We start from the raw sequence: 24,831 nt of genomic DNA on the forward strand, positions 1-24,831 counted from the left end.
TTTCGACATGACTTTCTTGTATGTCGATACACTCGACATATCAACACTCAATCCATACGTCTCACCGAAACCGAGTGTTGAGTAGGAAACTTCAAAGCAGTACGCCATCCCTTGGGCTTTTGGGGCAGTATGGGCAAAGCCTTAATTCACGCAATTTAGCCACGTACCAACCCTGCCCACAGAACAATTATTATTTGGGGCATTATGTCAATTCTGGGGCAGATAGCTACCTGTAACCTCAGAAAGCTGCACGATCTGGACATTTATCTGCCTACTGCGTCCGTTTAGTACTGTCAAACTCCTAACTGAACTTAACAGATCAGTGAGGAAGCAAACGATGAACCCAACCACACAATCCCCCTCAAACTCGGTATACTCAGCGCGTCAGCAGCGGATTTTGCGCTTGCCCGAGGTAAAGGCAAAAACAGGCTTTGGCCGCAGCACCATTTATGCCCTGATGGCCAATGGTGAATTTCCGCGATCCATTCGTATTGGTGCGCGTGCTGTGGGCTGGTTAGAAAGCGATATCGACCAGTGGATTGAAACCCGTCGTGTCGGTGTTGCTTATGACCGCGGATAAACCATCAGTACCAACCCCGTTACCTGCCAGTGAGATGCATAGCAACGCGCCAACATTACCGGCTGGTTTTGCCTATAACGCGCAAAACTGGCTGGTGATGCAACCAGCAGGGCAAGATAGCCCAGTTAAAATTTGCTCTTGGTTGCAAGTAGCGGCACGCACTCGCGATCCGCAAGGGGAAAACTACGGTTATTTATTGCACTGGTTAGACGATGACAATCGACATCGATATTGGGCCATGCCCGCAGAACTCTTGGCTGGAGACGGGAGCGAGTACCGACGAATACTACTCAGCCGAGGCATGCGGCTAAGCAACAGTGTCAAAGCGCGGCAGTTGCTCTCGCTGTTTATTCAACAAATGGGCGAACTGGCTACGCAAAAGGCCATCAGCGTGAACTGCATTGGCTGGCATCATCACGCTTATGTGCATCCGCGCCTCACCTTTTACCCAGGTGAACACAGCAACAACCCGCGCATGGTGCTGCAAACCATGAACCCGATAGAAGGCTTTATTCAACAAGGTAGTAGCGACAGTTGGCGGCAGCACGTTGGTCGTTATTGTCTGGATAACCCGCTATTAATCGTTGGTGCCTGCGCTGCACTGGCCGCGCCTTTGTTGCACTTGTGCGGAGTAGATGGTTTTGGTTTACACCTCTACGGTGCCAGCAGTACTGGTAAAACCGCAGCGTTGTATCCGGCATTATCGGTGTGGGGCGAACCTAATCAGCTGCGCCATAGTTGGCGTGCCACGGCCAACGGTTTAGAAGGCACTGCATTAGCCCATAACGATGCCTTACTGGCGCTCGATGAAATGGGCGAAGTTGATCCAAAAGAAGCGGGCGATGTTGCTTATATGCTTGCTAATGGCCAAGGTAAAACTCGTGCAGGCAAATACGGTGAAATGCGCTTACCCGCCCGTTGGCGTTTGGTGTTTTTATCTACTGGTGAAGTAACGCTTGAAAGCCATCTGGCCAGTATCGGCAAGCGTGTAAAAGCGGGGCAACAAGTGCGCGTGATTGATCTCAGTGCCGATGCTGGAGCGCAAATGGGCGTGTTTAACCAGAGCCATGGTATGAACGCAGCCGATTTAGCCGATCTCCTAAAACAGCAAAGTCGCCAGCATTACGGCAGCTTGGCCTTGGACTGGTTACGGTATTTAACGCAGCACAGCGCGCAGGTGCGCCCCGTTTTCCAAAACGTACGCCAACGCTTTTTAGCCAGTTTACCTCCCGAGTCAGACGGCCAAGTGCGCCGGGTCGCCGAAAAGTTTGCCTTACTGGCCAGCGCAGGGGTGTTAGCCATTCAAGCCAAGGTGCTCGATTGGCCAACCCAAAGTGTCGAAACCGCCTGTTTAAGACTGCTTAACCAATGGATACTCGCCCGTGGTGGTGTGGCTGCCAATGAAGACCAACAAGCTATTCGCCAGGTGCGCAGTTTTATTGAGCAGCATGGCGAAAGCCGCTTTACACCCAAACAAACCGGTTACAGCAGCCAAGTACGTCAACGTGCGGGTTGGCTTGATACTACTGGCCCACAAACTCTCTACCTGTTTTACCCAACCGGTTGGCGTGAAGCCACCGAAGGCCTCAGCCCAGATCGCGCTGCCAAAGCGCTGATGGCCGCAGGCTATCTAATCCCCGATGGTAACCGACCACAGCGTAAAGTCAGTCTGCCCGACAACACCCGCCCACGCATGTACTGTGTTAAAGGCAGCATCTTGGATGACTAAAAAGGCGATGAATCCTGTGTAGGCTTGTCGCCTTGCAGTGTACCGCCAGTCAACCTAAGGGCTGGGCGAGGATTAAAGGCTAAGGCAGACAATACCGCTAGAGCACTGGTGGTACATCTACTGTGATCGGCGATTGCGACTGCACTGAATGATTGAAAATAATCTTGAGATCTAATCAGTAGATGATAAGATATGATTTATGTATAAATGTACAGTTATGAGGGCGCGTAATGGAAGATCTTAAATTGGGCTTCAATTCTAACGATATACCGACAGCGCTGGCTAACAATACATCACCAAATGATACTTGTGCATCTTTCTACTTCCATCAGGGTGGTGAGTACTATTTGCTTTGGGTTGAGCACCAAAATGTTGAGTATCGAGAGAGTGATGACTTACCAAGATATGCCATAAGCTGTGCCATCAACGAAGGGGATGATGAAAGCCCCGAAATTTACAGCGACATATCCAAAAGCGATATTTTTAGATCCGATGATGTTAAAGACTTGATCGCTTATTTCCATTCTTAGGTTTCATCTTCAATTTTAGTCAGTAGAGAAATATGGAAAACCTCAAACAACCGCGTTGCGTGATTGGGATTAAAGGGCAAACGCCTGACCCCGATTTCCCCGTTGATATCTGGTTCGACTCGCTGAAATCGATTGCCAATGTGCTGTCCAAAGAAAACCAGCAGTTGTTAAAAGTAATCGCCGAACAACAACCGAAATCAGTAACTGAACTGGCCACGTTGACTGGCCGAGAGGTCAGTAATGTGTCGAGAACACTGAAAACATTGGGTAAGTACAAATTGGTTGAAATGCAAAGTATAAAAAATATGCTTAGCCCTATAGTCATCCATCAAGAATTTTTAGTAGTAGTGAATAATGACCAGTAAACCATATATGCTTCAAGAAGCAGAAGAGCTTATTAGACCGTTAGTAATAGAGCATGTACCAGAAGGAACCGAAGCACAGGCAGTTATTGATCAATGGATTCATGCGATAGCGACAGATAGCCAATTGTATTGTGATATTTCCATTGCTAGTCCAAAACAATTGAAAATAGATGTCGAATATTTATTAACTATGAATGGTTTTTTTCAATCAAGAGATAAGTTTTTTCAGTTAGTTTTTGGGCATTTAAAGCTAAAGCCAAATATGGATGCTAAGTTTCGTTTTATTGATCTCTTTGCGGGAATTGGTGGAATCAGGTTGGGTGCTCAAGCCAATGGTGGGTTTTGTGTATTTTCTTCAGAGTTCGATTCTTTCGCTCAGAATACATATTCATGTAATCATGGGGAGTATCCATTCGGTGACATAACAAAAGTTCAGGAAAAAAACATCCCGGATCATGATGTTTTATTAGCTGGATTCCCCTGTCAACCATTCAGCTATTCAGGGCGTTGTGAAGGTTTTGAGGATAAAACAAGAGGCACGTTATTTTTCGATGTTCTTAGAATATTGGAGCAAAAAAAACCAAAGTTTGCACTTTTAGAGAACGTAAAAGGTTTTAAATCTCATAATAAAGGGGAGACTATGTTTATAGCGCTCAAAGCGCTAGAAGAGGCAGGTTATGATCCTCATTGGACTATTTTGAACAGCTATGATTATGGCGTGCCTCAATATCGTGAAAGGTGGTACTGCGTTGCTATTCGAAAGGACCTAGGTATTACTGATTTTTCATTTCCAGATTTTAAAGATAGGAAAACAAAACTTAAAGATATAATTAACTTAAGTGAAGATGATCAGTCTTTATCAATCACGGATTTTGAAAAAAACAGAATTAAATATCATTTTGATAATTATGAAAAACAAGAAAGAGTTCAGCATGACAACTCAATGTATGAACCTCATACGAAGAAAGGAAGGCATGGAGTATTTTCTTTCTTGAAGCCTGATGGTTCTCTAAGGTTTCATGTCGGAGACGTTGCAAAAACTCAAATACAAGAAGCTTTTTACGCTTGCTTAGAAACCTATGCCCCCACGATTATTGCAAATAGAGTCCCGAAATTGTGGGATATTCAAAGAAAGCTATCTGTAACAGAATCGTTGCGTCTTCAAGGCTTCCCTGATGAGTTTCATTTCAGAGTATCCAAAGCACAAGCCTATAAGCAACTAGGTAATTCCGTAACAGTTAATGTTGTTCAAAAAATTATTGAAAATATTATAAAAATTAAGGACTGATTATTATGACATACTTGTCTTTAGATAAAATCCGAGAAGCAAGAACCTATGTAGAACAAAACATAAAAAAGCCTGATACCTTTATGGGATTAGTGTTGTTTTTGATATGTGTTGTAGAAAGAAAGAGAAATGGTTCTTATCTAAAGTCAGATATGAAGCGGTTTTCAGAGTTTGCAGATGACGCTTTCTACCTATCTGATGCACAGTCGTCATATTCAGATAAGTACTGGTTTGCATTGCTCACAAATGATTGGGTCGATCAAGTAAAAGATTATTTTCTCAAAGGAAATAAAGTTTCTGCAAATAAAGTTATGCAGTCACTTTTTTGGCTAGATAGCTTTGCCGAACTTAAATCAAAAGCCAGTTTAATTCCAAACGATATTTTTGAATCACTATTCATAGAAGATCTAGATGAATCAGATTTCAATCAAGCCAGTCACGTAACAAAAGCTGATTTGTTATTAAGTTATGATGGGACTCCAGAATCATTAACCATCAAATTTGATGGTTCTTTTGTAAAGAAAAAAGCGGGAGATTTGAGTGGTGCACCTTTTGGTCAGACACTGTATGCAGCTACGGAAATAAAAAAGATAATTTCAATTTATGATTTTGACTTTATAGATAAATTCGACTTGTCCTCTACGGTTGGAAGTCCAAAAGTTAAAGTTGATTTGGTTATTAAATCGATTAGAGAAAAATTTAAGTCATGGATGCTAAGTAAAGGTTTATCTGAAAAAACCGTATCGTCTTATTCGGGATCAGGAATCGCTTATTGTGATAGGTTCATAAGTAATATCACCGGCAATGTACTTAGTTTTTATCAATTAGACTCTCAACAAGTATTAAAGGCGTTAAGGGAACTTGAGCAAGTAGCTGAATGGTTGCAAGCCGATAAAAGTGGTAATTCTATGTATAGTGCAGCTTGTAAAAAACTAGCCGAGTTCTTGGCTGAAGAGCATTCCAATTCATATACGAGCTTACCCAAACCCTTCCTCCTTCTCGCAGGCATTTCAGGCACAGGTAAAACCCGTTTTGTGCGTGAACAAGCTAAAACTTCTGGCCAGTTTGACGAAACCTATTGTTTAGTCTCAGTCCGTCCTGATTGGCACGAACCGAGTGACTTACTGGGTTATGTTTCTCGCCTTGGCCAACAACCACAATATATTGCCACCGACGTGCTGCGCTTCATCGTTCGCGCTTGGAAGGCTATTATTAAGTCAATTGATTTTGATGCCAATGACAAAGCTATTGATTGGACCGGTCGTGATTTACAAGACATTCCGCCCTACTGGCTCTGCTTAGATGAAATGAATTTAGCGCCCGTAGAACAATACTTTGCAGACTACCTGTCGATTTTAGAAACGCGCTGTTGGAATGACCCTGATGTATCAGCAAACTCTAACCGCGATTATGTCTATCAGTGCGATCCACTGCTCAGCGCAGATATTTTCAAAGATTTGGATAGCAACTCTGGCGAAGACCACAACTCAGAAAAGATTAACGCAAAACCATCTACCCTTTTAGCCAAAGATCTTGGCTTAGATTTAACAACACCGCTAGAAAAAGACATTTGGGCTTACTTTTTAGAACACGGCATCAGCATTCCATTCAACTTGATTGTCGCGGGCACGGTGAATATGGATGAAACCACTCACGGCTTTTCACGCAAGGTGATTGACCGAGCGCTGAGCTTTGATTTTGGTGCGTTTTTCCCAAATAAGTTTGATGAGTTTGCTGATTTTGGAACTCCGAAAAGTTGCAATAAGCGCCTTAGCTATCCTATTTGGTCAAACGCCTGTAAAGCGGATTTGGTCAATACCTTTGATGTGGATGGCGCTAAAACCGTTGCGTTTTTATCGGCTGTTAATGAAGTGCTACAAAATACGCCGTTTGAATTAGCATTTCGTGCTTTAAATGAACTTCTTCTCGCTGTTGCAAGCTGCCAACCTCAAGATGACTTGACCCTAAAAGCCGTATGGGACGACTTTATGATGTGTAAAGTGCTGCCGCGAATCGAGGGCGATACCGATAAGCTCACTACATCTGATGGCAAGGCCTTGTTGGTTGAACTTGATACTGTGCTAGCTAATCAGCTAGCTCCCATTTGGTTGGCGTCTGAAACGGACGAAGCTAATCAACGCCCTGACTTGTATCGCGAGAAAATCGTGGCCGATGGTGCTACTGATGAGGAAAAAGTACTTCGTATACCTTGTCGTTCAAAAGCGAAGTTGAAGTGGATGAGCGAGCGATTAGCTAGTGCTACTTTTACCAGTTTCTGGCCTTAAACAATTGGCTTCAAGGAGGGTTAGCGCATGCCAGAATTATTAAGGCTAAAAACAGACGAATTTTTATTTACCGTCAAAGCAGCATCGATTGAAAGCCGAAGCCGAACCTTAAGTAAAACGTTGCTTACTCGCCAATGCACAAATTCTGATGTTCTTGTAAAGGTTGCTCCTACAATAAAACTTAGCGAGCAACCACGAGGCTTTGTCGATGGTTCATGCTCACTTCTGAATGCGGTAGAAGACCTTAACCACACTGATCAAATCAATTTAGACTTCCCTATTTTTTTTGAGAACACACTGTATCAAGTAGAGTGGATTTTTCTTAAAAATGTACAATGGGCAAGCCTAAATCACCGCTCTAAGACTGTTTGTGATGCATTTATATTTACTCCCAGTGAAGACGGCTTAAGTGCACGTTTAACTGGCACTATTAATACCGGCAATGATGTGGGCTGGTTACGTTTGCCACTTACCTTTGAGCACAATGGCAAAACACAGACTCAAAATATTGCTTTTGAAGTGCTGCCAACCAAAATGGCACTGCACCAAGATTTACCCGCCATGTATCAAGCCATCGACAAAGTTTACCCCCTTTGGCGCTTTAGCTTGGTAGAAAAAACTGAACAAGACGCAGCAACCAGCCAGCATCGTGGGCATTTTCCACTAATGTGGTTGGCTAATTTTGCCGCATTAAGGGAACGTTTTGAACAAGGCTTAACAGTGATTTGTGCTGCCCCGCATAGCCGTTTGCAACCAACGGTTGCCAATATCAAAGCGGCCAAATTAAAAGGCCGCTTACCCCATAAGTTAGCCGAGCAAGTCAAGCAAGACTTTGCTAATGGCCAGTACGATAAGCGCTACGCGGTCGAAAAAAAGCAACTGAGTGTTGATACCCCAGAAAACCGCTTTATCAAAATGGCGGTGAGTAAAAGCAAGCGGAAATTAGCGGAGTTTGAACAAAAGCTTAGGCAAAGTAACCAAGCGCCAGAACGGCAACGGTTGTCGGATTCATTTTTAAATGAGCTACATAGTTGGCAGCAACCGCTGCAAAAAGTGCTAGGGCAAAGTTTTTTAAAAGAAGTTGGCGCATACACAGGGTTAAACCGTGAGTCGTTAGTGCTACAGCAAAAAACCGGTTACAGCGCGGTGTATCGTATTTGGCAGGAGCTGAAATTTTATTTAGATGTGTTTGGCAATCAGTCGAGCATTTCAATGAAATCAGTGGCCGAGATTTACGAAGTGTGGTGCTTTTTGTGTTTGAAACAGATTTTAGAGCAGGATCTTGGCTTTGAGTTGGTGGAAAACAGTGCGACGAAGCTCGCCCCAAATGACTTTTTTGAGTACCAACTTAAAGATGGTTTTGCCGGTGCTTTTGGTTTTAAACGCAGCGATGGCGTGACGGCTAGGCTGGCGCATGAGCCTAAATTTACCAAAAAAGGAAAGTCGATCCGTTCCTACTTGGTTAGCCAAGAGCCGGATATTGTGTTGGAAGTAACACTGCCTAAAAGCGCCCATTTAACAAAATCAGACTCAGGCTCATCAGAAGAAAAGCAGTTTATTTGGCTATTTGATGCCAAGTACCGCATTAAAACCGATAAAAACCGCTTTGATGATAATAGCGAAGATATTGACAGTAAGGATTACGTACCAGACGATGCTATCAACCAAATGCACCGTTATCGGGATGCTTTGATTCGTTTATCAGAACCTCACGACTCTAAATCACCATCAAGTGGAAACACTGGCCAATCTCCTAAAAAAAGCCGTCCAGTTTTTGGTGCATTTGCATTATACCCAGGCTTTTTTGATCAAGCTGCAACACCCAACCCATACGCAGCCGCGATAGAAGAAGTGGGTATTGGCGCATTTGCCCTCTTACCTAGTCAAAATGAGCCTAGCCAAAACGAACTTAGTCAAACTGAACCAACCCAAACTAAGAGTAGTTATTCCGGCCACCAGTGGTTGCTAGAGTTCTTACAAGCGCAAATTGGCACAGCGCCGAATGCACAAACAGGGCAAGGCAATGAGGCCATGTATCCTGTGGCTGGCATGGCGGAAAGGCTCTACGTACAAGACGCTGCACGCATACCGTATTACGGCATGCGCCAAGTACTGTATCCTGATTTGACGATGACAGTGGCATTGGGTGGGCAACGTGGCCGTGATAATGGCTACTTTGAACAATTTGAGCAAGGTACAGCGCAGTGGTATCACCTGCCGCAAAGCACGTTTTTGCAGAAATTTAAGCAGCATATTGCCGAGGAAATTCGCTATTTAGCGTTGGCGTCTACCTCAGATACTCAAAGCTCAACCAAGCAAATTGACAAACTTTGGCCGGTTAAACGAGTCACAGTGTTACCACGCTACGCCATTACTGAAGATCAAGCGGGTAAGAAGTCAGGTTCTGCTGATTTGTATTATTTATTTGAGTTAGGTAAACCACTGTCACTGCAAACGCCAGTGACCAACGTGCCACATCGCCCAATGAAAAACTCGATGAAACTCACAACCTTAACTCGCCTAGAGAGCGTCACTAAGTTTACCGAGGTTGAAAGAGTGTACGAAGCGGCAATGGTGTGATTGTGAAACATAGAAAAGAAAACTTCCCTTTTTGGTAACTTTAATTATAATTCCCACCAAGGGAACCTTGAGGTGGTATGCAAGTCTTAGGTAAAGACAAACTTGTCGATTTTTATAAAAAACACGCTAATGTGAAGTCAGCTTTAGAGGCATGGGTTTCTGAAGCTCAAAGCGCTTGTTGGAAAACTCCTCAGGATATTAAAGACCGTTACCGCAGTGCAGATTTCCTAGACGGTAATAGAGTTATATTTAATATCAAAGGTAACCATTACAGACTAGTTGTAAAAGTCAGGTATCAAAATGGCATTGCTGTTATTGAGTGGGTTGGTACTCATGCTCAGTATGATAAGCAACGCTTTTAGGAGGGGAAGATGAGTCACATTAAATTAATCAAATCAGCACACGATCATGAGTCAGCATTGATGCGATTAATGTCATTAATGGACTTGGATCCGCAGCCAGGTTCAGCCGAATCTGATGAGATGGATGTATTGGCATTATTAATTGAAAAGTACGAAGAAGATCATTTTCCAATTAGTAAGCCCGATCCAATAGAAGCGATAAAATTTAGAATGGAACAACAAGGTTTAAAAAATCGAGACCTTATTCCTTTTATTGGATCAGCTCCAAAAGTTTCCGAGATATTGAATGGAACACGTAGCCTTAGCTTGAACATGATCCGAAAGCTAAGCAGTGGGTTGGGTATATCAGCTGATGTTTTGATTCAATTGCCAGAGCAAAAGCACGCAATTCAAAGAGAAGTTGATTGGCAAGCCTTCCCGATAGCTGAAATGCGAAAGCGTGGCTACTTTGATAGCTTCAATGGTTCATTACAAGAGTTAAAGGAATATGCAGCTGAGGCTTTGTCTGATTTTATCGGTTCCGTAAAATCAGGCTTTAATCTTCAACCTGCCTTGTTGAGAGCGTCTTCTCATCTTCGTACCAATGATAAGGAAACAGATCCTTACGCTCTGTGGGCGTGGCAAATTCGAGTATTGCAGAAGGCCGCTGAACAAAAATTACCCTGTCAATATCGCGCTGGTACTGTGAATTTGGAATGGATGCAGAACATTTCCAAGCTATCTTGGCTTGAGTCAGGCCCTTTACTAGCGATTGAGTTTCTAAATAAGTCAGGCATTCATGTAATCATTGAGCCTCATCTACCCAAAACTTATTTGGATGGTGCTGTGTGCATGGGTATTGATGGCAACCCGATTATAGCGCTCACTTTAAGACACAATCGTCTCGATAGCTTTTGGTTTTCACTAATGCATGAAATGGCACATATTGCATTGCACTTAGATGGTAATGAAAGCTGGTACTTAGATGATTTAGATGATTTAGATGATTTAGATGCTCAGGGCGCTGATGAGATTGAGAAACAAGCCGATGATATGGCTAGAGAGGCGTTGATACCACAGAGTATTTGGTGCAGAAGCAGTTTATCGAGCGCTGAAGAAGTAAGGGAGTTAGCAAAAGAGCTTCAAATATCACCTTGTATCGTGGCTGGACGAGCTCGTTTTGAGAGTGGCGATCATAAAAAGTTTGGTTCTTTATTCCGTGACAAGATTAGCGATTATTTTCAACGTTAAGCCATAAGCTCTTGAGTAATCCACACATCATTCTCCGGCCCACAAAGGTGGTGCAGCAGCGCTAGGTTGATCTGGTGGCTGATCACGTTGCCGTTGCGTTTTTGGCTTTCTTTTCTTAAACCGCTCAGTAATAACCCCGTACATGATTTGCCCATTTGCTCCGGCGAACTGGGCAGGCAAAAGGCGCGGTTTTGCTGTTTGGGGTGCAAGGTAGCCCGCTTTCCTGTTTTAGACAAAGGCGTAATGCACCAAAAGATACAGGTGTTGGCGGGCGTGTTTGCTTGCAATGTGTTGGTTTGGCACGTGCCATCCCTATATGTAGGTAACAAATGTGCTGGCAACAAAATCAAGCCGCCTTGCGCGTGGCCATCAACCTCAGGTAAAGGCAACCAATACAGGTTTGGCCATTGCTCAGGGCTCTGCCATTTTTCTACGATCACTTGCGCGCCAATGCTATTCAGCCATTGGTGAATCGGGCAGCCAGGGTGTGCTTGTTTAACGCGAGGCAGTTGATGTATCAGCCAGCGAGTTAAACGTTCGGCTGCATTCTCGCACTGGCTTAGTGCTGGGTAGAGGGTAAACGCGCCATGCCCAACTAGTAAAGCGACCACCTGTTGTATCCATTCTCTATCCCAATTGTTACCACTTGCCCATAACACGTCACTTATCACCTTGTTGGTTTTTCATGCCGTCTATTTTCAGTGGTCGGGTGCAGACTCGGTGGTGAAATAGATGAAAGAAATGGCCATCAAACTAATCAGTCAAATCGGCTTTTCGTTATGACCTGTGCGAGGCTAACTGTTTGAAATATATCGTCCAATACGTCGCTGTTTGGCGGCATTTGGCTAGTGCAAAAAAATCGAGACGCCAAACGATCGTTTGCATTCTGGGTTGGAAAAATCAAACGGTTTGTACTTTGATGCCGAGGTTGGTTTAGGGGGCAAAAAGTGCCAAACCTTTCTTTAAGCCAGTACTGGCAAGGCCTACCAGCTTTGGATTTCAATCGAGAAGCCAAACAGTAAATGGGTAAATTTCCCTGTTTGGCGTTTCGATCCAAAAGCCAAACGGATAGTGGTTTTGGCGTAAGGGGATAAAGGCATGGGGAAGTGTGTGGCGGCTGTTTAAACTCATGAAATGGCAAATGACGCACAGGGGGGAGATTGCATCAATTGGCCAAAGTGGGTAATAGGGGTGGTTGAATCGTCTTAAAGCGAGGTATTTTGTAAACTAGCCACTCTAATTACTACCCCATTGTCCCATCTGTCCACAGCAAGTGAGTACGCGCCTTAATAATTATATATAATTACATATCAAAATACACTTTATGATATATAATAAATAATCAACCTTGTGTTCATTGGATTAGGGTGATATGTTTTTGTATATAATTAATCTTCAGTGATGCATTAAGGTATATCGAAATGAGCTATGTAACAGAGCAGATACTACAAAGCCTTCGAGAAGCTCGGGTACGTAAGGGGTTTAGCCAGAGAGAGCTGAGCGCGCGTTCCGGTGTGCCTCAAAGCCATATATCGAAAATCGAGTCTGGCGGTGTTGATTTAAGAATGTCCAGTTTGATTGCACTTGCCCGTGTTCTCGACCTAGAGTTATTTGTCGCACCAAAAAAATCTGTACCAGCTATCAAGTCGATCATTCGAAGCAGCCAAGGTAGCATCGACGAAGGTGAGATAATGTCGCCCGCATATCAGTTAGGGGAAGACGACGATGACTAATCATGTCTCTACGCTCAACGTGTTGCTTTATGGCGAACCCATCGCAACGATCACTAACGTGGGCAATGACAGAACGCTTTTTGCCTTTATGGATTCGTACATTCATGACGAATCGCGGCCTGTGTTAGGGCTTGGCTTTAAAGATTCGCTAGGTGGCTTGTTGACTAACTTTAAACCGACCCAAACCAAGTTAACTCCCTTTTTCTCTAACCTTTTGCCAGAAGAAACCATGCGAAATTATCTGGCAGAGCGTGCCGGAGTGAACCCAGCGCGGGAATTTTTTCTATTGTGGGTGCTAGGGCAAGATTTAGCAGGTGCGATCACGGTTGAACCGGCCGATGGTGAAGCGCTGCCGCCTAATGTGTATCAAGACATTGACGATGAAACGAAAATTGAAGCCCCTATGCGTTTTTCATTGGCGGGTGTGCAATTGAAGTTTTCAGCCGTACAACAGGCAAACGGTGGCTTGACGATTCCAGCGACAGGTAAAGGTGGCTCTTGGGTTGTGAAATTGCCGTCGTCTCGGTTTGACGCTGTGCCAGAAAATGAATATTCGATGATGGAGCTGGCGCGCAAGTTAGGTATGGATGTGCCCGAGACCCAGCTGCTCCCCATTAACCAGATAGCTAATATCCCAGATGGCATTGGTAAATTTGGCCGCTCTTTTAAAAACGCTCAGGCGTTTGTGATCAAGCGCTTTGACCGTGCAGATGGACAAGCCATACACATTGAAGATTTTGCACAAGTGTTTGGTGTCTATCCTCAAGATAAATACAAAAAAGCCAGTATGCGGAATATTGCTCAGGTTATAGGCATCGAAGGTCAAGAGGAGGACATCGCAGAATTTACTCGCAGATTGGTTTTCAATACCCTAATTGGTAATGCCGATATGCATTTGAAGAATTGGTCTGTGATCTACAAAGACAAGCGCACTGCATCGCTAGCACCAGCCTATGACTTTGTTTCGACCATTCCTTATATCTCGGATGATAGTGCGTCGCTGAAGGTGAGTCGTAGCAAAAAATTCAGTGATTTCACGCTGGATGAGTTATCACACTTAGCGGCTAAAGCCATGCTACCAGAAAAGTTGGTGTTGGATACCGCCAAGCAAACAGTGGCAGGCTTTCATGAAATCTGGGCGAAAGAAAAAGCGCATTTACCGCTTACCAAGTCGATGATTGAAGCCATAGATACGCACTTGCGAAGCATACCGTTACGCTAACATGAGAACCGACGTGTACAAAAATGCAGAGGCGTCGGCCATAGTGGCTTGAAAGCTGTGTTTGAGAAGTCTGTTTGGTGGCTTATTTTGTTAATCCAAGCCCCAATTGCCCCATTCCTTGGGGCAGTTTAATTTCCTCTTATTCACCTTCTAAAGCTTGTGGTATCAAGTGTTGCCCCATTGTCCCAACTGCCCACAGTAAGTGAGTAAATGGGGGCTTGCTAATTTCGCCTGATTGGCTTTTTCGGCATGCTGCTGCGTTTGCCATCGAAGAACGCCAATACTCTGAACCAATAGAGTGATTCTTCATAACCCAAGCTGTACGTTGGGCGTGCAGGCGGGATGAGCCCCAGTTTACGTCCTAGGCTGACAATCACGTAGAACGTGAGTTTTAACGTCAGCCAAGGAGCGAGTACCACGAATACCATCAGGCATTGCCGGGTAAGTGCGTAGCCTACGCCATGAGATTGTTCGAGTAAGGCAATGCCAATACACCAACCAAAGCCTGCCAGCATGGCTATTGGAAAGGTAATAGGGGCGAGTCGCATCATAAATCGCATGTTAAAGCCCTCCTTTGTGGTGGTGTTGTTGGTGTTGTGAAGAGGGTTCAAAGTTCACCAGTGGTTCAACCACATCAGCCACAGTTTGATGAGCGACATGGCGCTCTTCAAAGTAATCGTGGCGGTCATAGATGCCCTCAACGCCTTTTAGCTTATGGTTAAGGCAGCGTTCGGCCACGTTGCCTGCGATACCTAAAGAGGCAGCAAGACTGCGAAAGGTGCGGCGTAAATCGTGTATGGTGAAGTGTTCAAGCTTGCCCATTTTATTGGGAGGCTGTTTTTTACGCCCAGGCTCGCGACCAAATAGTTTAGAAATGGCGCGGTTCAGTGTATCTGGCCCCATATGTGGACGATGACTTGCTCGTCTGGCTGGGAAAACATAAGGCGAGCCACAGGCGCGGATTTGCAGCTCCTTAAACCAAGCAATAGCTTGGCGGGGTAAGGGAATGCTGATTGGCACGCCCGTTTTACTGCGTTCTTTGGGCAGGTCCCATACGCCCGTGGTTAAATCCATTTCACGCCACATGGCTTCACATAGTTCGCTTTTGCGCACGCCCAATACTAGAAACAGGCAGCAAGCGAGGTAGTTATCGCGGCCAAAGCTGTTGATATGGGTATGAAACACACTGAAGGCGTAGTGAATTTCCTCTTTGCTGAGCATCCTGTCTTTACTGGTCTCCACGCCACCGGCATCGTCCACTGTGAAAGCTGCTGCTGGATTGCTCAGCGTTAAATCGAGCTTAATCGCATGTCGAAACAGCTGCTTCATGTACATCAAGGTATCGTTGGCAATGGTAGGGCGGTTACTTTCTCGAATACGCTCTAATACTTCGCGCACATCGCGTGCAGTCACCTCAGCAATACACTTAATGCCAATGACTGGGCTTATGTCTTTGGTGTAAACCCGATACGGGATCTTGGGGTGCTTTAGTCGTCGACTCAGGTCTGTTCGATACCAGTCATGGAACAGTTGATCCACGGTTTCAATGTCAGGTAACTCGATTTTCTGTTTTTCCAGAAGAGGATCTATGCCGTCGCGTACTTCTTTTCGAAAATAAGCGGCGGCAATTCGAGCGTCTGCCAACGACATTAAAGGAAATTGCCCCAAGGTCGCTTCTCGTCTTCCTTTGGCTGTGGTGTAGCGGATCATCCAGTAAGACGAGCCTTGTTTGCGGACGCAAAAGTATAGACCTTCACCATCTGAATATTTTTTTGGGTCGGCTTTGCTGTATGCAATAACCTGTTTTGCTGTGAGTTTTCCCATGTTTACTCCATAGTTGCTGAAATAATGGAGGGGGCAATAATGGCTGCCCACCACCGATTTGCTTATTGAATCAGCAGCTAACCTGTTGTGGTGGCGAGTTAAAAGCGAAAATTGGGTAACTTACTGCCCACCAATTTGCTCACCGCAAAATGCTTATTGAGCAAAAATGAGGGGACTGCCCACCATTCTGCCCACCACTAAACAGGTAGTTGGTAACGGACATCTGCAAACCGATTTGGACGGGAAAAATAAAAAAGCCCTGTATTTACAAGCAAATAACAGGGCTTTTAAGACATTCTTGGACGGGTAAAAAACTATTCGATGTTTTGAATTTGCTCGCGCATTTGCTCAATCAACACTTTCAATTCCACTGCTGATTGGGTGATGTCGGCGTGGATGGATTTTGAGCCTAGGGTGTTTGATTCGCGATTGAATTCTTGCATCATGAAGTCGAGTCTACGGCCGCATGCGCCGCCTTTATTGAGGATGTTGTGGGTTTCGCCAATGTGGGAGTTGAGGCGATCTAGCTCTTCGGCCACGTCGACTTTTTGCGCGAGCATAATCATTTCTTGTTCGACTCGGCCAGCTTCTAGTTCAATTTTTGCTTCTTCGAAACGGCTGAGTAGTCGCTCTTTTTGCCAAGTGATGATTTCAGGCATTCTGGCGCTAACAATTTTCACTTGTTGCTGAATACCGTCGAGGCGCTGTTCGATCATTTCTTTAAGGTTTACACCTTCTGCCGCGCGGGCTTGGATGAAGTCGTTGAGGGTGTCATCAAAGCCTTTCATTATATCTGTTTGAATACTGTCCATATCGGTTTCTACGGTGGCAATAACACCTGGCCAGCGTAGGATGTCGACGGGGTTTACACCGCTTGATTGTCCGTGTGATTGCACCCAGTCGGCGGCGTTGAGTAGTTGTTTGGCAAGGTCTTCATTGAGACTTAGCTCACCTACCGCGGCATCATTTGGAATGTAGCGTAAAGCGCATTCTACTTTACCGCGCTGTAGACGTTTTCTAAAGCGTTCCCTTAGCATGGGTTCTAATGAACGAAACTGCTCTGGAAGGCGGAAAAATGTTTCTAGGTAGCGCTGATTAACCGAACGAATTTCCCAAATTGCGGTGCCCCATTCAGCTTTTATTTCGTTGCGGGCAAATGCGGTCATGCTATATATCATGGGAATTCCTCGGTAATTTAAAATTTTAATGCTGGCATAGTTTACGCGTTATTAACACAATCCGCAGTGGTTTTTGTCATTTGCCCGTTGAGGATCAAGTCGCGAATGAACGATTACGCGGGATTGCGGTAATGCGCGCGGGGCTAAAGCGCCCGCCTACAGGGTAGAGTAGGGTTTGTTTGCTCTTGTAGCATGGCCTTTAGGCCATGGGATTGAAGTTTTGCGCGGGGCTCAAACACACGCCTACAGGGTAGAGTTGGGTTTGTTTGCTCTTGTAGCATGGCCTTTAGGCCATGGGATTGAAGTTTTGCACGGAGCTAAAGCGCCCGCCTACAGGGTAGAGTTGAGTTTGGTTGCTCTTGTAGCATGGCCTTTAGGCCATGGAATCGTGGTATTGCGCGGGGCTCAAACACCCGTCTACAGGGTAGAGTTGGGTTTGTTTGCTCTTGTAGCATGGCCTTTAGGCCATAGAATCGTGGTATTGCACGGGGCTAAAGCGCCCGCCTACAGGGTGGTGTTGAGTTTGGTTGTTCTTGTAGCATGGCCTTTAGGCCATGGAATCGTGGTATTGCGCGGGGCTAAAGCACCCGCCTACAGGGTGGTGTTGAGTTTGGTTGTTCTTGTAGCATGGCCTTTAGGCCATAGAATCGTGGTATTGCACGGGGCTAAAACACCCGCCTACAGAGTGGATTTAGATTTATTTCATTGCTCACTGCAACATTTGGTGGAGTTAGGCTATAATCCTGCGCCATATCAATTAGGAGTTTAAAAATGCGTCCAAGTGGAAGAACTGCCAGTCAAATCCGTCCTGTTACTATTACTCGCCAGTTTACCTGTCATGCTGAAGGTTCGGTGTTGGTTGAATTTGGTAATACTAAAGTTATCTGTAACGCCACAGTTGAAGAAGGTGTGCCGCGTTTTATGAAAGGCCAAGGTAAAGGCTGGATAACTGCTGAGTACAGCATGCTTCCTCGTTCTACCCATACTCGCTCAGGTCGTGAAGCGGCTCGCGGTAAGCAAGGTGGACGTACTTTAGAGATTCAACGTTTGATTGCTCGTTCCTTACGCGCAGCCGTAGATTTGAAACTACTGGGTGAGAACACCATCACTTTAGATTGCGATGTTATTCAGGCAGATGGTGGTACCCGTACCGCTTCCATTACCGGTGCCTGTGTTGCCTTGGTTGACGCCCTAACTTACATGCGTAGTAAAGGTATTTTAAAAGCTAACCCACTTAAGTTCATGATTGCTGCTTTATCCGTAGGGGTTTACAAAGGTAATGCCATTGCTGATTTAGAATACTTAGAAGATTCTGATGCTGAAACAGACATGAACGTAGTTATGACCGAAACAGGCAAACTGATTGAAGTGCAAGGCACCGCTGAAGGCGAACCTTTCAGTTTTGACGAAATGAGTGAAATGCTTGAATTGGCGAAACACGGTCTTCGCGAGTTGTTCGATGTTCAAAAAATTGCATTAAACTAATAACAGGTTTGTAAACTATGCAAGATTATCAAAAAGCATTTATTGAGTTTGCTCTAGCGCGCAAGGTCTTAAAGTTTGGCGAATTTACCTTAAAGTCAGGGCGAAAAAGTCCTTATTTTTTCAACGCTGGTTTATTCAACACCGGAAATGACTTGGCTAAACTTGGGCAATACTATGCCCAGGCCTTGATTGATTCTGGAATTGAATATGACGTGTTGTTTGGCCCTGCCTACAAAGGTATTCCTATCGCCACAACGACAGCGGTTGCTTTGGCCGACAAACATAACATAGATACTCCTTATTGCTTTAACCGCAAAGAAGCCAAAGATCACGGCGAAGGCGGCACCTTAGTGGGCAGTCCTCTTAGTGGCAAAATAATGCTGGTGGATGATGTGATCACCGCAGGAACCGCCATTCGTGAATCCATGCAGCTTATTGATGCCCATGGCGCGAGCCTTGCTGGTGTGTTAATTGCGTTAGATCGGCAAGAAAAAGGTAAAGGCGAGTTGTCTGCGATTCAGGAAGTTGAGCGTGACTTTGGGACGCAAGTGGCTTCCATTATATGCTTAGCCGACTTAGTGGAGTACTTGAAGGAGCAGCCTGAGATGGCGGAACACTTGGAGAATATCGAGCAATATCGGCAGGACTATGGGATCTGATTTTTCAGTTCCGGAGGAGTTCGCCGCTGATTACCATCTGGACGCACTAGGTCTTAGGTGTCCAGAACCAGTTATGATGGTCAGAATGAAAGTCCGCAATATGCAAGAAGGTGAGTCATTGAGCGTGATCGCCGATGACCATTCGACCACCCGTGATGTCCCCAGTTTTTGTCGATTTATGGGGCATACATTAGTGCGTTCCAATACCGAATCCTCCCCCTATATTTATTTAATCCGCAAAGGCGTCTAAACCAATCCCACGGGGCTAAAGCACCCGCCTACAGGTGGCGTTTTAGTTTTGTAGCATGGCCTTTAGGCCATGGAAAGGTTGACGGTCTGGCTTTGTAGCATGGCCTCAGGCCATGGAAAGTTGATTTGGTGCACGGGGCTAAAGCACCTGCCTGAAGCTAGGTGCTTTTATTTAAATCTTCGGGGCCTGAGCCCCGATTATGGGTAAAACGATCTTGCTGAGATTATTCTGGTTTGCGGAATTTGATTGTCCAGCGGTCGGTGTTACCGGTCACTGATCTCGCGCCTACTTCATACTCAAGTTCATCATCTTCGCGGTAATGAATGTCACTGTAATCTACAAATTCAAAACCGGCGTCGATAATTTCTTTAATCGCCTTAACAGGGTCAACACGACGACCATTTGAACTGTTAGATGGTTCCATGTGGCGAGCGGTATGATCTACCACAGCGTATATGCCACCAGGCTTAAGAGCTGCAAATGCCGCATCATTCATGGCTTTACGGCCTTCTATAGAGAAGTTGTGATAGTTTCTAAAGGTAAGCACCATATCAAGATCGTCAACACCGAATGAATCTAAATCTAATGAGTAAAAACGAGCACCGTCTTTACGATAAATTTTTGCATCTTCAGCAATAATATTCATTTTTTCGAAACCAGGCTTATCACTAAGAGATTTTTTAACCCTGCCAGTACCAATAGCAGCATAGTACTCACCTTTATCACTGACCACTGGCGCTAGAATTTTGGTGTACCAACCTCCACCAGGCATCAATTCAAGAATTCGCATATCAGGTTCTAGGCCGAAAAATTCCAAAGTTTCAACAGGCTTTCTGTTGCGATCCCGTTTTATCTCAGCTTCAGTTCGTATATCTGATTTCATGGCTGTCTTGATTAAATCGCCAACTTCGTGATGGGCTGCCATTGAGGATAGACTTGCTGTTAGCCCTAGGGCGGTAAGCAAAGCAATAGCTGTTGAACGTAATTTCATTCTTATCTCCATGTATTTGTTAGATTACTTAATGGTTTATGGTTTTGTTGCTAATCTTTATTAGAGACCCGAGCACAACGACTATTCGTTCTAAAATTTTTAAAAATGTGCTCGGTTTGATTAATTATTGTTTATGGACAAAAACTTCACCGTTTTTCATCACAAAATCGATGTCTTGCATCTCTGTTATGTCGCTTAGGGGATCACCATGTACAGCAACCATGTCGGCAAACTTACCCGCTTCTATGGTGCCTAAGTTGTCTAACTCATTGAGCAATTTAGCACCATGATAAGTGGCGCTGCGAATCGCTTCTATTGGTTTCATTCCGGCTTCGACCATGAGCACAAACTCAAGGCCGTTATCGCCATGGGCTGACACACCGGTGTCTGTGCCGTAAGCGATTTTAACCCCTGCATTAAGAGCATTCTCAAAGGTTTGTTTAATTAAAGGTCCAATCTTAGCGGCCTTGGGACGAACTAAGTCGGGAAAGAAACCATCAATCTTGGCTTTTTCGGCAACCCAGTTTCCAGCCATTATGGTGGGCACATAATAGGTGTCGTTTTTCTTCATTAACTTAAAGATCTCTTTGTCCATGTATGTGCCATGCTCAATGGACGAGACACCAGCCAAAATAGCGCGACGCATGCCTTCTTTGCCATGAGCATGAACGGCGACGGTCATGCCGTAGTCTTTAGCCGTATCAACAATGGCTTTTAATTCGTCATCCATAAATTGTGGATTTTGACCACTCTTGGCCACCGACAATACACCACCGGTCGCGGTGATTTTAATTAAGTCGGCACCGTCTTTATAACGCTGTCTAACTGCTTTTCTAGCCTCAGCAACACCATTAATCACTCCATCCTCTGGACCTAAGTCGCGACGAATGAGCTTGGCTTGACCGTTGGTTGAGTCTGCATGACCGCCAGTTGTGGCAATTGCTGTGGCTGAGGTGAATATCCGTGGTCCTGGGACTTTTCCGCCATTAATCGCATTACGTAGCGCCACGGTTTCGTTATAGCCATCTCCCAAATTACGTACTGTGGTAAAACCGGCATCTAAGGTTTTTTTCGCGTTTACTACGGCTTTAATAGCAAAGTCAGCTTCATTTAACACAAAGCCTTCCATGTATGTGCTGGGACCTTCAAACTGGCTACTTAAATGGGTATGCATATCCATTAAGCCAGGCATTAGGGTGTATTGGCTAAGATCAATAATTTCATCTCCCTCGCCAGCTTCGGTATAACCTTTGTCGATTCGAGCAATTTTGTTATCTTCAACAATAACCGACATTTTGCTTTTTACATCGTCAGTGTCGGCACTAATTAATTTACCTGCATGAATGATGGTGGCAGCTTGGCTAACATTTAATGTTGCCATGCTAAGAAGTAGAAAAGTGCTTTTGAAAAATGAAGGTTTACGGCTAAACATCAAGGAGTCCTTGCCAATATTATGAGAGGTAACAACATTAGGTTAATTTGTCAGACAGGTCAAAAATAGCGTTTCAAACATCTGTAAACTTTTGTTTAAAATGTACCTAAGGTAAAGGTGTATTCGCCACTAACGAGTTGCAGTTGTCGAGTACCATCTATGCTGACTTCTTCAGCTAATTCGATAAGTTGATAATAGACATTTTGGTGCAGTCGAGCCCACAAGTTGCGTCTTACTTTCACATAGGGAAGCATGGCTTGGGTTGTAGCGTCTTGACGTATTTCAACGGGGTTGTCTTTACTGACCACAAAGTTGTCGTCAGTTTGTGTGCTAAAGGTGAGTAAATCGTCTTGTTTATCCCACTGGGTGATAATAAAAGGAACATCATCAACCTTGATACGTACTTTTTCTACGGGGGTTACTAAAAAGTATTCGTCTTGGTCTTTACGCAAAACGCTAGCAAATAGCTTCACTAGCGGTTTACGTCCAATGGGCGTGCCCATATAAAACCAGCTTCCATCATGTTTGATATGAATATCAATATCACCACAAAAATCCGGATCCCACTTTTCTACTGGTGGAATTTTACCTTGTTGCTGGGCAAGCTGACTTTGTAGTTCAGATAAATCCATTAGCTAGAAGCCTTATTTACTTTCGAGGACTGCCTGTTACTGCAATGCATCTCTAACTTCACGCAATTTTGCTTTAATACGGCGCATGTTTTCTGGGCCCGTTCGAAGCAATTGTTTTTGCACAGCAGTTAAACTCTCTAACCGATCATCAGCAAACTTGTACATTACGCTATCGGTATAAACTTCAATAGGAACAGGCACTTCAGGGGTATCCAACAAGTGATTAATCGCGTCCATTAACACAAAGGTAAAATCATCATCAGGATCGCCAATTTCAGCATAAATATCGGCAATTGTCGGTTTGTAGGTTTCGTAAAGTGAAATTAACGAGTTTGTATCAATGGAATCTAAGGTTTCCACATATGGGGTGTATCGTTTGAAACTCGCCGCATCGATAAAACTTTTATCAGACTGTTCATACACTCGAAACTTCTGATCCGGTGGCACAATAACTTGATGGTTAGTGGCAATATCATGATTCGCGGCATTTTCCGTTAGCACCACAAAGCGTCGAAGTAAGTCATCATTCACCAGTAAACTCGCCGCCGCTTCATAATTAGCTAAACTAATAATCGAAGTTTTCACTGCTGCGTCACTGGTATCGATTGGTTCTGGAATGGGCTCAGGGGGAGGTAAGTCGACAATTACCGGCTCTTCTTCAATCATTTCCGCTTCGTCTTCAACAGCGTATTCGTCGTACTCTTGTTGCTCTTCTACCTCAACAATGGGATCGGGAATCGGGGCTTCAATAATGGGGTCAGGAAGTTCTTCAGTCTCATTACTGCCGCTGAAAGCAAAATAACCTATTACTACGACACAGATCACAATCACTGCTAAAATAATGTGCGGCTTGATGGATTTGGGGTTTGATTCGTCAGTCATTTTCTTTCCTAAATTACACGCAACCAGATAATATTATGACAAGCTAGGAAGCAAATCGTTGAATTTTTTTAACGCTAGTCTGTAAATTGTTTATCTTTTCCTGCCAAATTACACAGTGACCTAGGTAACTCTCTTTATAGCCATGGATGCTACCGAATAAAAAAGGGCGCACCGAATAAAGCTGATTTCAAAGATAAACACTCATTAGATACTACTACTTCCAATTCTTATGTCACTATTTGTTTCTACTAATTTTATTGGGATATAACAGTGAAATACAAGGAGTTACCTTAATATCAATGACCTAACTAGTAGCACTGTATCCATCTAGATGAACTAATTCTAGGCAACAAACGTAAGATCCTTTACTGGATTAGCTCTAGCAGAGACAAGCCTAAGATGAAATTTGAATACCAACTTCTAATTAATCAAAATCAAGTTATAGATGAACTAGAGCTGCAATCATTTGAAATGAACATTTATTTAATAAAGTTGAAAATTGGTAGTGAGCAAGGAATGTTATACGACAACGGTAAATTAATGCGTTTCAATAACAGCCAACAGGTTCGTGATGCCTTTGCCGATGTTAAGGTGTTGAGTTCGGTTATGATACATGACTCTCCTTATGATGAGATGATTGGCAACCCTCCTAAAACAGCAGCAAACTTAAAAGTGCCTTTTTCCATGCAACAACCTTACTAAAACATTGAATAATCAAAATCACCCACCATACTATGGGGGCTAGTCATTAATGACTATTTTGTCTAGATTGGTCTTATCAAATTCACAAGCTTAACGTTACTCAAGAGGCAAGTTTTTCATGCAATTTCTACATACTATGGTGCGAGTCGCAGACTTAGACGCATCTTTAAAATTCTATTGTGAACATTTGGGTTTGCAAGAAAGCAAGCGAATTGAAAACGAAAAAGGTCGATTTACCTTGGTTTATTTAGCCGCTCCTGAAGATGCTGAGCGCGCAAAAAAAGATGAAGCTCCTTTGGTTGAGCTGACTTATAACTGGGATCCAGAAACCTATTCAGGTGGCCGAAATTTCGGACATTTGGCTTTCCAAGTTGATGATATCTATGGATTGTGCCAAAAACTTAGTGATGCAGGTGTGGTTATTAACCGCCCTCCCAGAGATGGTCATATGGCGTTTGTGCGTTCACCGGATAATATTTCTATTGAACTATTACAACGAGGTGACGCCCTTGCTCCACAAGAACCTTGGGCATCCATGGAAAATACTGGCGAGTGGTAATTATTCGTTAACCAAGCGTCCCCTGTAGGCGGGTGCTTTAGCTCGTGTACACAATCAACCTTTTCATGGCCTGAAGGCCAAGCTACATGAGGCTTTTGTAGGCGGGTGCTTTAGCCCCGTTTGCACAATCGACCTTTTCATGGCCTGAAGGCCAAGCTACATGAGGCTTTTGTAGGCGGGTGCTTCAGCCCCGTCTGTATAATCTACCTTTTCATGGCCTAAAGGCCAGGCTACATGAGGCTTTTGTAGGCGGGTGCTTCAGCCCCGTCTGTATAATCTACCTTTTCATGGCCTAAAGGCCAGGCTACATGAGGCTTTTGTAGGCGGGTGCTT

25 protein-coding genes are annotated in these 24,831 nt (G+C 44.3%); 17 read left to right on the forward strand and 8 right to left on the reverse strand.

What is annotated here, in order from left to right; all coding sequences use genetic code 11:
- Positions 1-337 precede the first annotated feature (337 nt).
- The 9 genes from AB6T38_RS07255 (at position 338) to AB6T38_RS07295 (ending at position 10,949) form a co-directional block, all read left to right on the forward strand.
- Positions 338-580 carry a helix-turn-helix transcriptional regulator gene (locus AB6T38_RS07255; protein ID WP_372546670.1) on the forward strand — a complete coding sequence of 81 codons (243 nt, stop codon included), beginning with the start codon at positions 338-340 and terminating at the stop codon, positions 578-580.
- Positions 567-2,309, forward strand: coding sequence for a DUF927 domain-containing protein (locus AB6T38_RS07260; protein WP_372546671.1), 1,743 nt, complete (start codon positions 567-569; stop codon positions 2,307-2,309). Before AB6T38_RS07255 ends, AB6T38_RS07260 begins: the two co-directional genes overlap by 14 nt.
- A gap of 230 nt (positions 2,310-2,539) precedes the next feature.
- Positions 2,540-2,839 carry a hypothetical protein gene (locus AB6T38_RS07265; protein WP_372546672.1) on the forward strand — a complete coding sequence of 100 codons (300 nt, stop codon included), beginning with the start codon at positions 2,540-2,542 and terminating at the stop codon, positions 2,837-2,839.
- 32 nt (positions 2,840-2,871) lie between these two features.
- Positions 2,872-3,204 carry a helix-turn-helix domain-containing protein gene (locus tag AB6T38_RS07270; protein WP_372546673.1) on the forward strand — a complete coding sequence of 111 codons (333 nt, stop codon included), beginning with the start codon at positions 2,872-2,874 and terminating at the stop codon, positions 3,202-3,204.
- Positions 3,194-4,492, forward strand: coding sequence for a DNA cytosine methyltransferase (locus tag AB6T38_RS07275; protein ID WP_372546674.1), 1,299 nt, complete (start codon positions 3,194-3,196; stop codon positions 4,490-4,492). The genes AB6T38_RS07270 and AB6T38_RS07275 overlap by 11 nt, the downstream gene beginning before the upstream one ends.
- A 5-nt stretch (positions 4,493-4,497) precedes the next feature.
- Positions 4,498-6,777 (forward strand): McrB family protein, encoded by a 2,280-nt coding sequence (locus AB6T38_RS07280; protein WP_372546675.1) that lies wholly within the window; start codon positions 4,498-4,500, stop codon positions 6,775-6,777.
- 27 nt (positions 6,778-6,804) lie between these two features.
- Positions 6,805-9,357, forward strand: coding sequence for a DUF2357 domain-containing protein (locus AB6T38_RS07285; protein ID WP_372546676.1), 2,553 nt, complete (start codon positions 6,805-6,807; stop codon positions 9,355-9,357).
- Between the two features lie 77 nt (positions 9,358-9,434).
- A complete protein-coding gene (locus AB6T38_RS07290; RefSeq protein WP_001197622.1) occupies positions 9,435-9,719 on the forward strand; it encodes a type II toxin-antitoxin system HigB family toxin in 285 nt (94 codons plus the stop codon).
- Between the two features lie 9 nt (positions 9,720-9,728).
- Positions 9,729-10,949 carry an ImmA/IrrE family metallo-endopeptidase gene (locus AB6T38_RS07295; RefSeq protein ID WP_372546677.1) on the forward strand — a complete coding sequence of 407 codons (1,221 nt, stop codon included), beginning with the start codon at positions 9,729-9,731 and terminating at the stop codon, positions 10,947-10,949.
- Here the strand turns inward: AB6T38_RS07295 and AB6T38_RS07300 are convergent.
- Positions 10,946-11,608, reverse strand: coding sequence for a hypothetical protein (locus AB6T38_RS07300; RefSeq protein WP_372546933.1), 663 nt, complete (start codon positions 11,606-11,608; stop codon positions 10,946-10,948). The genes AB6T38_RS07295 and AB6T38_RS07300 overlap by 4 nt on opposite strands.
- 762 nt (positions 11,609-12,370) lie before the next feature.
- On the opposite strand from AB6T38_RS07300, the gene AB6T38_RS07305 reads away from it, so the two are divergent.
- Together AB6T38_RS07305 and AB6T38_RS07310 are read left to right on the forward strand one after the other, a co-directional pair.
- The gene (locus AB6T38_RS07305) at positions 12,371-12,682 is read left to right on the forward strand and encodes a helix-turn-helix domain-containing protein (RefSeq protein WP_372546678.1); all 312 of its coding nucleotides are present in this window, start codon (positions 12,371-12,373) and stop codon (positions 12,680-12,682) included.
- A complete protein-coding gene (locus AB6T38_RS07310) occupies positions 12,675-13,904 on the forward strand; it encodes a type II toxin-antitoxin system HipA family toxin (RefSeq protein WP_372546679.1) in 1,230 nt (409 codons plus the stop codon). The genes AB6T38_RS07305 and AB6T38_RS07310 overlap by 8 nt, the downstream gene beginning before the upstream one ends.
- Positions 13,905-14,125: 221 nt before the next feature.
- On the opposite strand, the gene AB6T38_RS07315 is transcribed toward AB6T38_RS07310, so the two are convergent.
- The 3 genes from AB6T38_RS07315 to AB6T38_RS07325 form a co-directional block, all read right to left on the reverse strand.
- Complete coding sequence (locus AB6T38_RS07315; protein ID WP_372546680.1) at positions 14,126-14,464, reverse strand: hypothetical protein; 339 nt, start codon at positions 14,462-14,464, stop codon at positions 14,126-14,128.
- Position 14,465: 1 nt separating this feature from the next.
- A complete protein-coding gene (locus tag AB6T38_RS07320) occupies positions 14,466-15,728 on the reverse strand; it encodes a tyrosine-type recombinase/integrase (protein WP_372546682.1) in 1,263 nt (420 codons plus the stop codon).
- A gap of 314 nt (positions 15,729-16,042) precedes the next feature.
- Positions 16,043-16,906 carry a YicC/YloC family endoribonuclease gene (locus AB6T38_RS07325; protein ID WP_348491780.1) on the reverse strand — a complete coding sequence of 288 codons (864 nt, stop codon included), beginning with the start codon at positions 16,904-16,906 and terminating at the stop codon, positions 16,043-16,045.
- A gap of 175 nt (positions 16,907-17,081) precedes the next feature.
- Between AB6T38_RS07325 and AB6T38_RS07330 the strand changes: the two genes are divergently transcribed.
- The 4 genes from AB6T38_RS07330 to tusA are packed head-to-tail and all read left to right on the forward strand — an operon-like array spanning position 17,082 to position 19,300.
- Positions 17,082-17,675 (forward strand): hypothetical protein, encoded by a 594-nt coding sequence (locus tag AB6T38_RS07330; protein ID WP_372546683.1) that lies wholly within the window; start codon positions 17,082-17,084, stop codon positions 17,673-17,675.
- Positions 17,676-17,677: 2 nt separating this feature from the next.
- Entirely contained in the window at positions 17,678-18,391 is a 714-nt protein-coding gene (gene rph / locus AB6T38_RS07335; protein WP_372546684.1) for a ribonuclease PH, read from the forward strand.
- A gap of 17 nt (positions 18,392-18,408) precedes the next feature.
- Positions 18,409-19,050, forward strand: a complete 642-nt coding sequence (gene pyrE / locus AB6T38_RS07340; RefSeq protein ID WP_372546685.1) for an orotate phosphoribosyltransferase — start codon at positions 18,409-18,411, stop codon at positions 19,048-19,050.
- The gene (tusA, locus tag AB6T38_RS07345; RefSeq protein ID WP_372546686.1) at positions 19,040-19,300 is read left to right on the forward strand and encodes a sulfurtransferase TusA; all 261 of its coding nucleotides are present in this window, start codon (positions 19,040-19,042) and stop codon (positions 19,298-19,300) included. The genes pyrE and tusA overlap by 11 nt, the downstream gene beginning before the upstream one ends.
- A gap of 223 nt (positions 19,301-19,523) precedes the next feature.
- Here tusA and AB6T38_RS07350 read toward each other — a convergent pair whose 3' ends face one another.
- From AB6T38_RS07350 to AB6T38_RS07365, 4 genes are all read right to left on the reverse strand, one after another.
- Entirely contained in the window at positions 19,524-20,291 is a 768-nt protein-coding gene (locus tag AB6T38_RS07350) for a class I SAM-dependent methyltransferase (protein ID WP_372546687.1), read from the reverse strand.
- 124 nt (positions 20,292-20,415) lie between these two features.
- A complete protein-coding gene (locus AB6T38_RS07355) occupies positions 20,416-21,672 on the reverse strand; it encodes an amidohydrolase family protein (protein ID WP_372546934.1) in 1,257 nt (418 codons plus the stop codon).
- A gap of 146 nt (positions 21,673-21,818) precedes the next feature.
- Positions 21,819-22,355 carry a DUF1285 domain-containing protein gene (locus tag AB6T38_RS07360; protein ID WP_372546688.1) on the reverse strand — a complete coding sequence of 179 codons (537 nt, stop codon included), beginning with the start codon at positions 22,353-22,355 and terminating at the stop codon, positions 21,819-21,821.
- Positions 22,356-22,391: 36 nt separating this feature from the next.
- Positions 22,392-23,237, reverse strand: coding sequence for a DUF3014 domain-containing protein (locus AB6T38_RS07365; protein WP_372546689.1), 846 nt, complete (start codon positions 23,235-23,237; stop codon positions 22,392-22,394).
- A 399-nt stretch (positions 23,238-23,636) separates the two neighbouring features.
- Here AB6T38_RS07365 and AB6T38_RS07370 point away from each other — a divergent pair, with 399 nt between their 5' ends.
- Positions 23,637-23,939 (forward strand): DUF6482 family protein, encoded by a 303-nt coding sequence (locus AB6T38_RS07370; protein ID WP_372546690.1) that lies wholly within the window; start codon positions 23,637-23,639, stop codon positions 23,937-23,939.
- A gap of 118 nt (positions 23,940-24,057) precedes the next feature.
- Complete coding sequence (locus AB6T38_RS07375) at positions 24,058-24,498, forward strand: VOC family protein (protein ID WP_372546691.1); 441 nt, start codon at positions 24,058-24,060, stop codon at positions 24,496-24,498.
- Positions 24,499-24,831 lie beyond the last annotated feature (333 nt).

The sequence above is a fragment of the Aliiglaciecola sp. SL4 genome (assembly GCF_041538045.1).
Lineage (GTDB): Bacteria > Pseudomonadota > Gammaproteobacteria > Enterobacterales > Alteromonadaceae > Aliiglaciecola.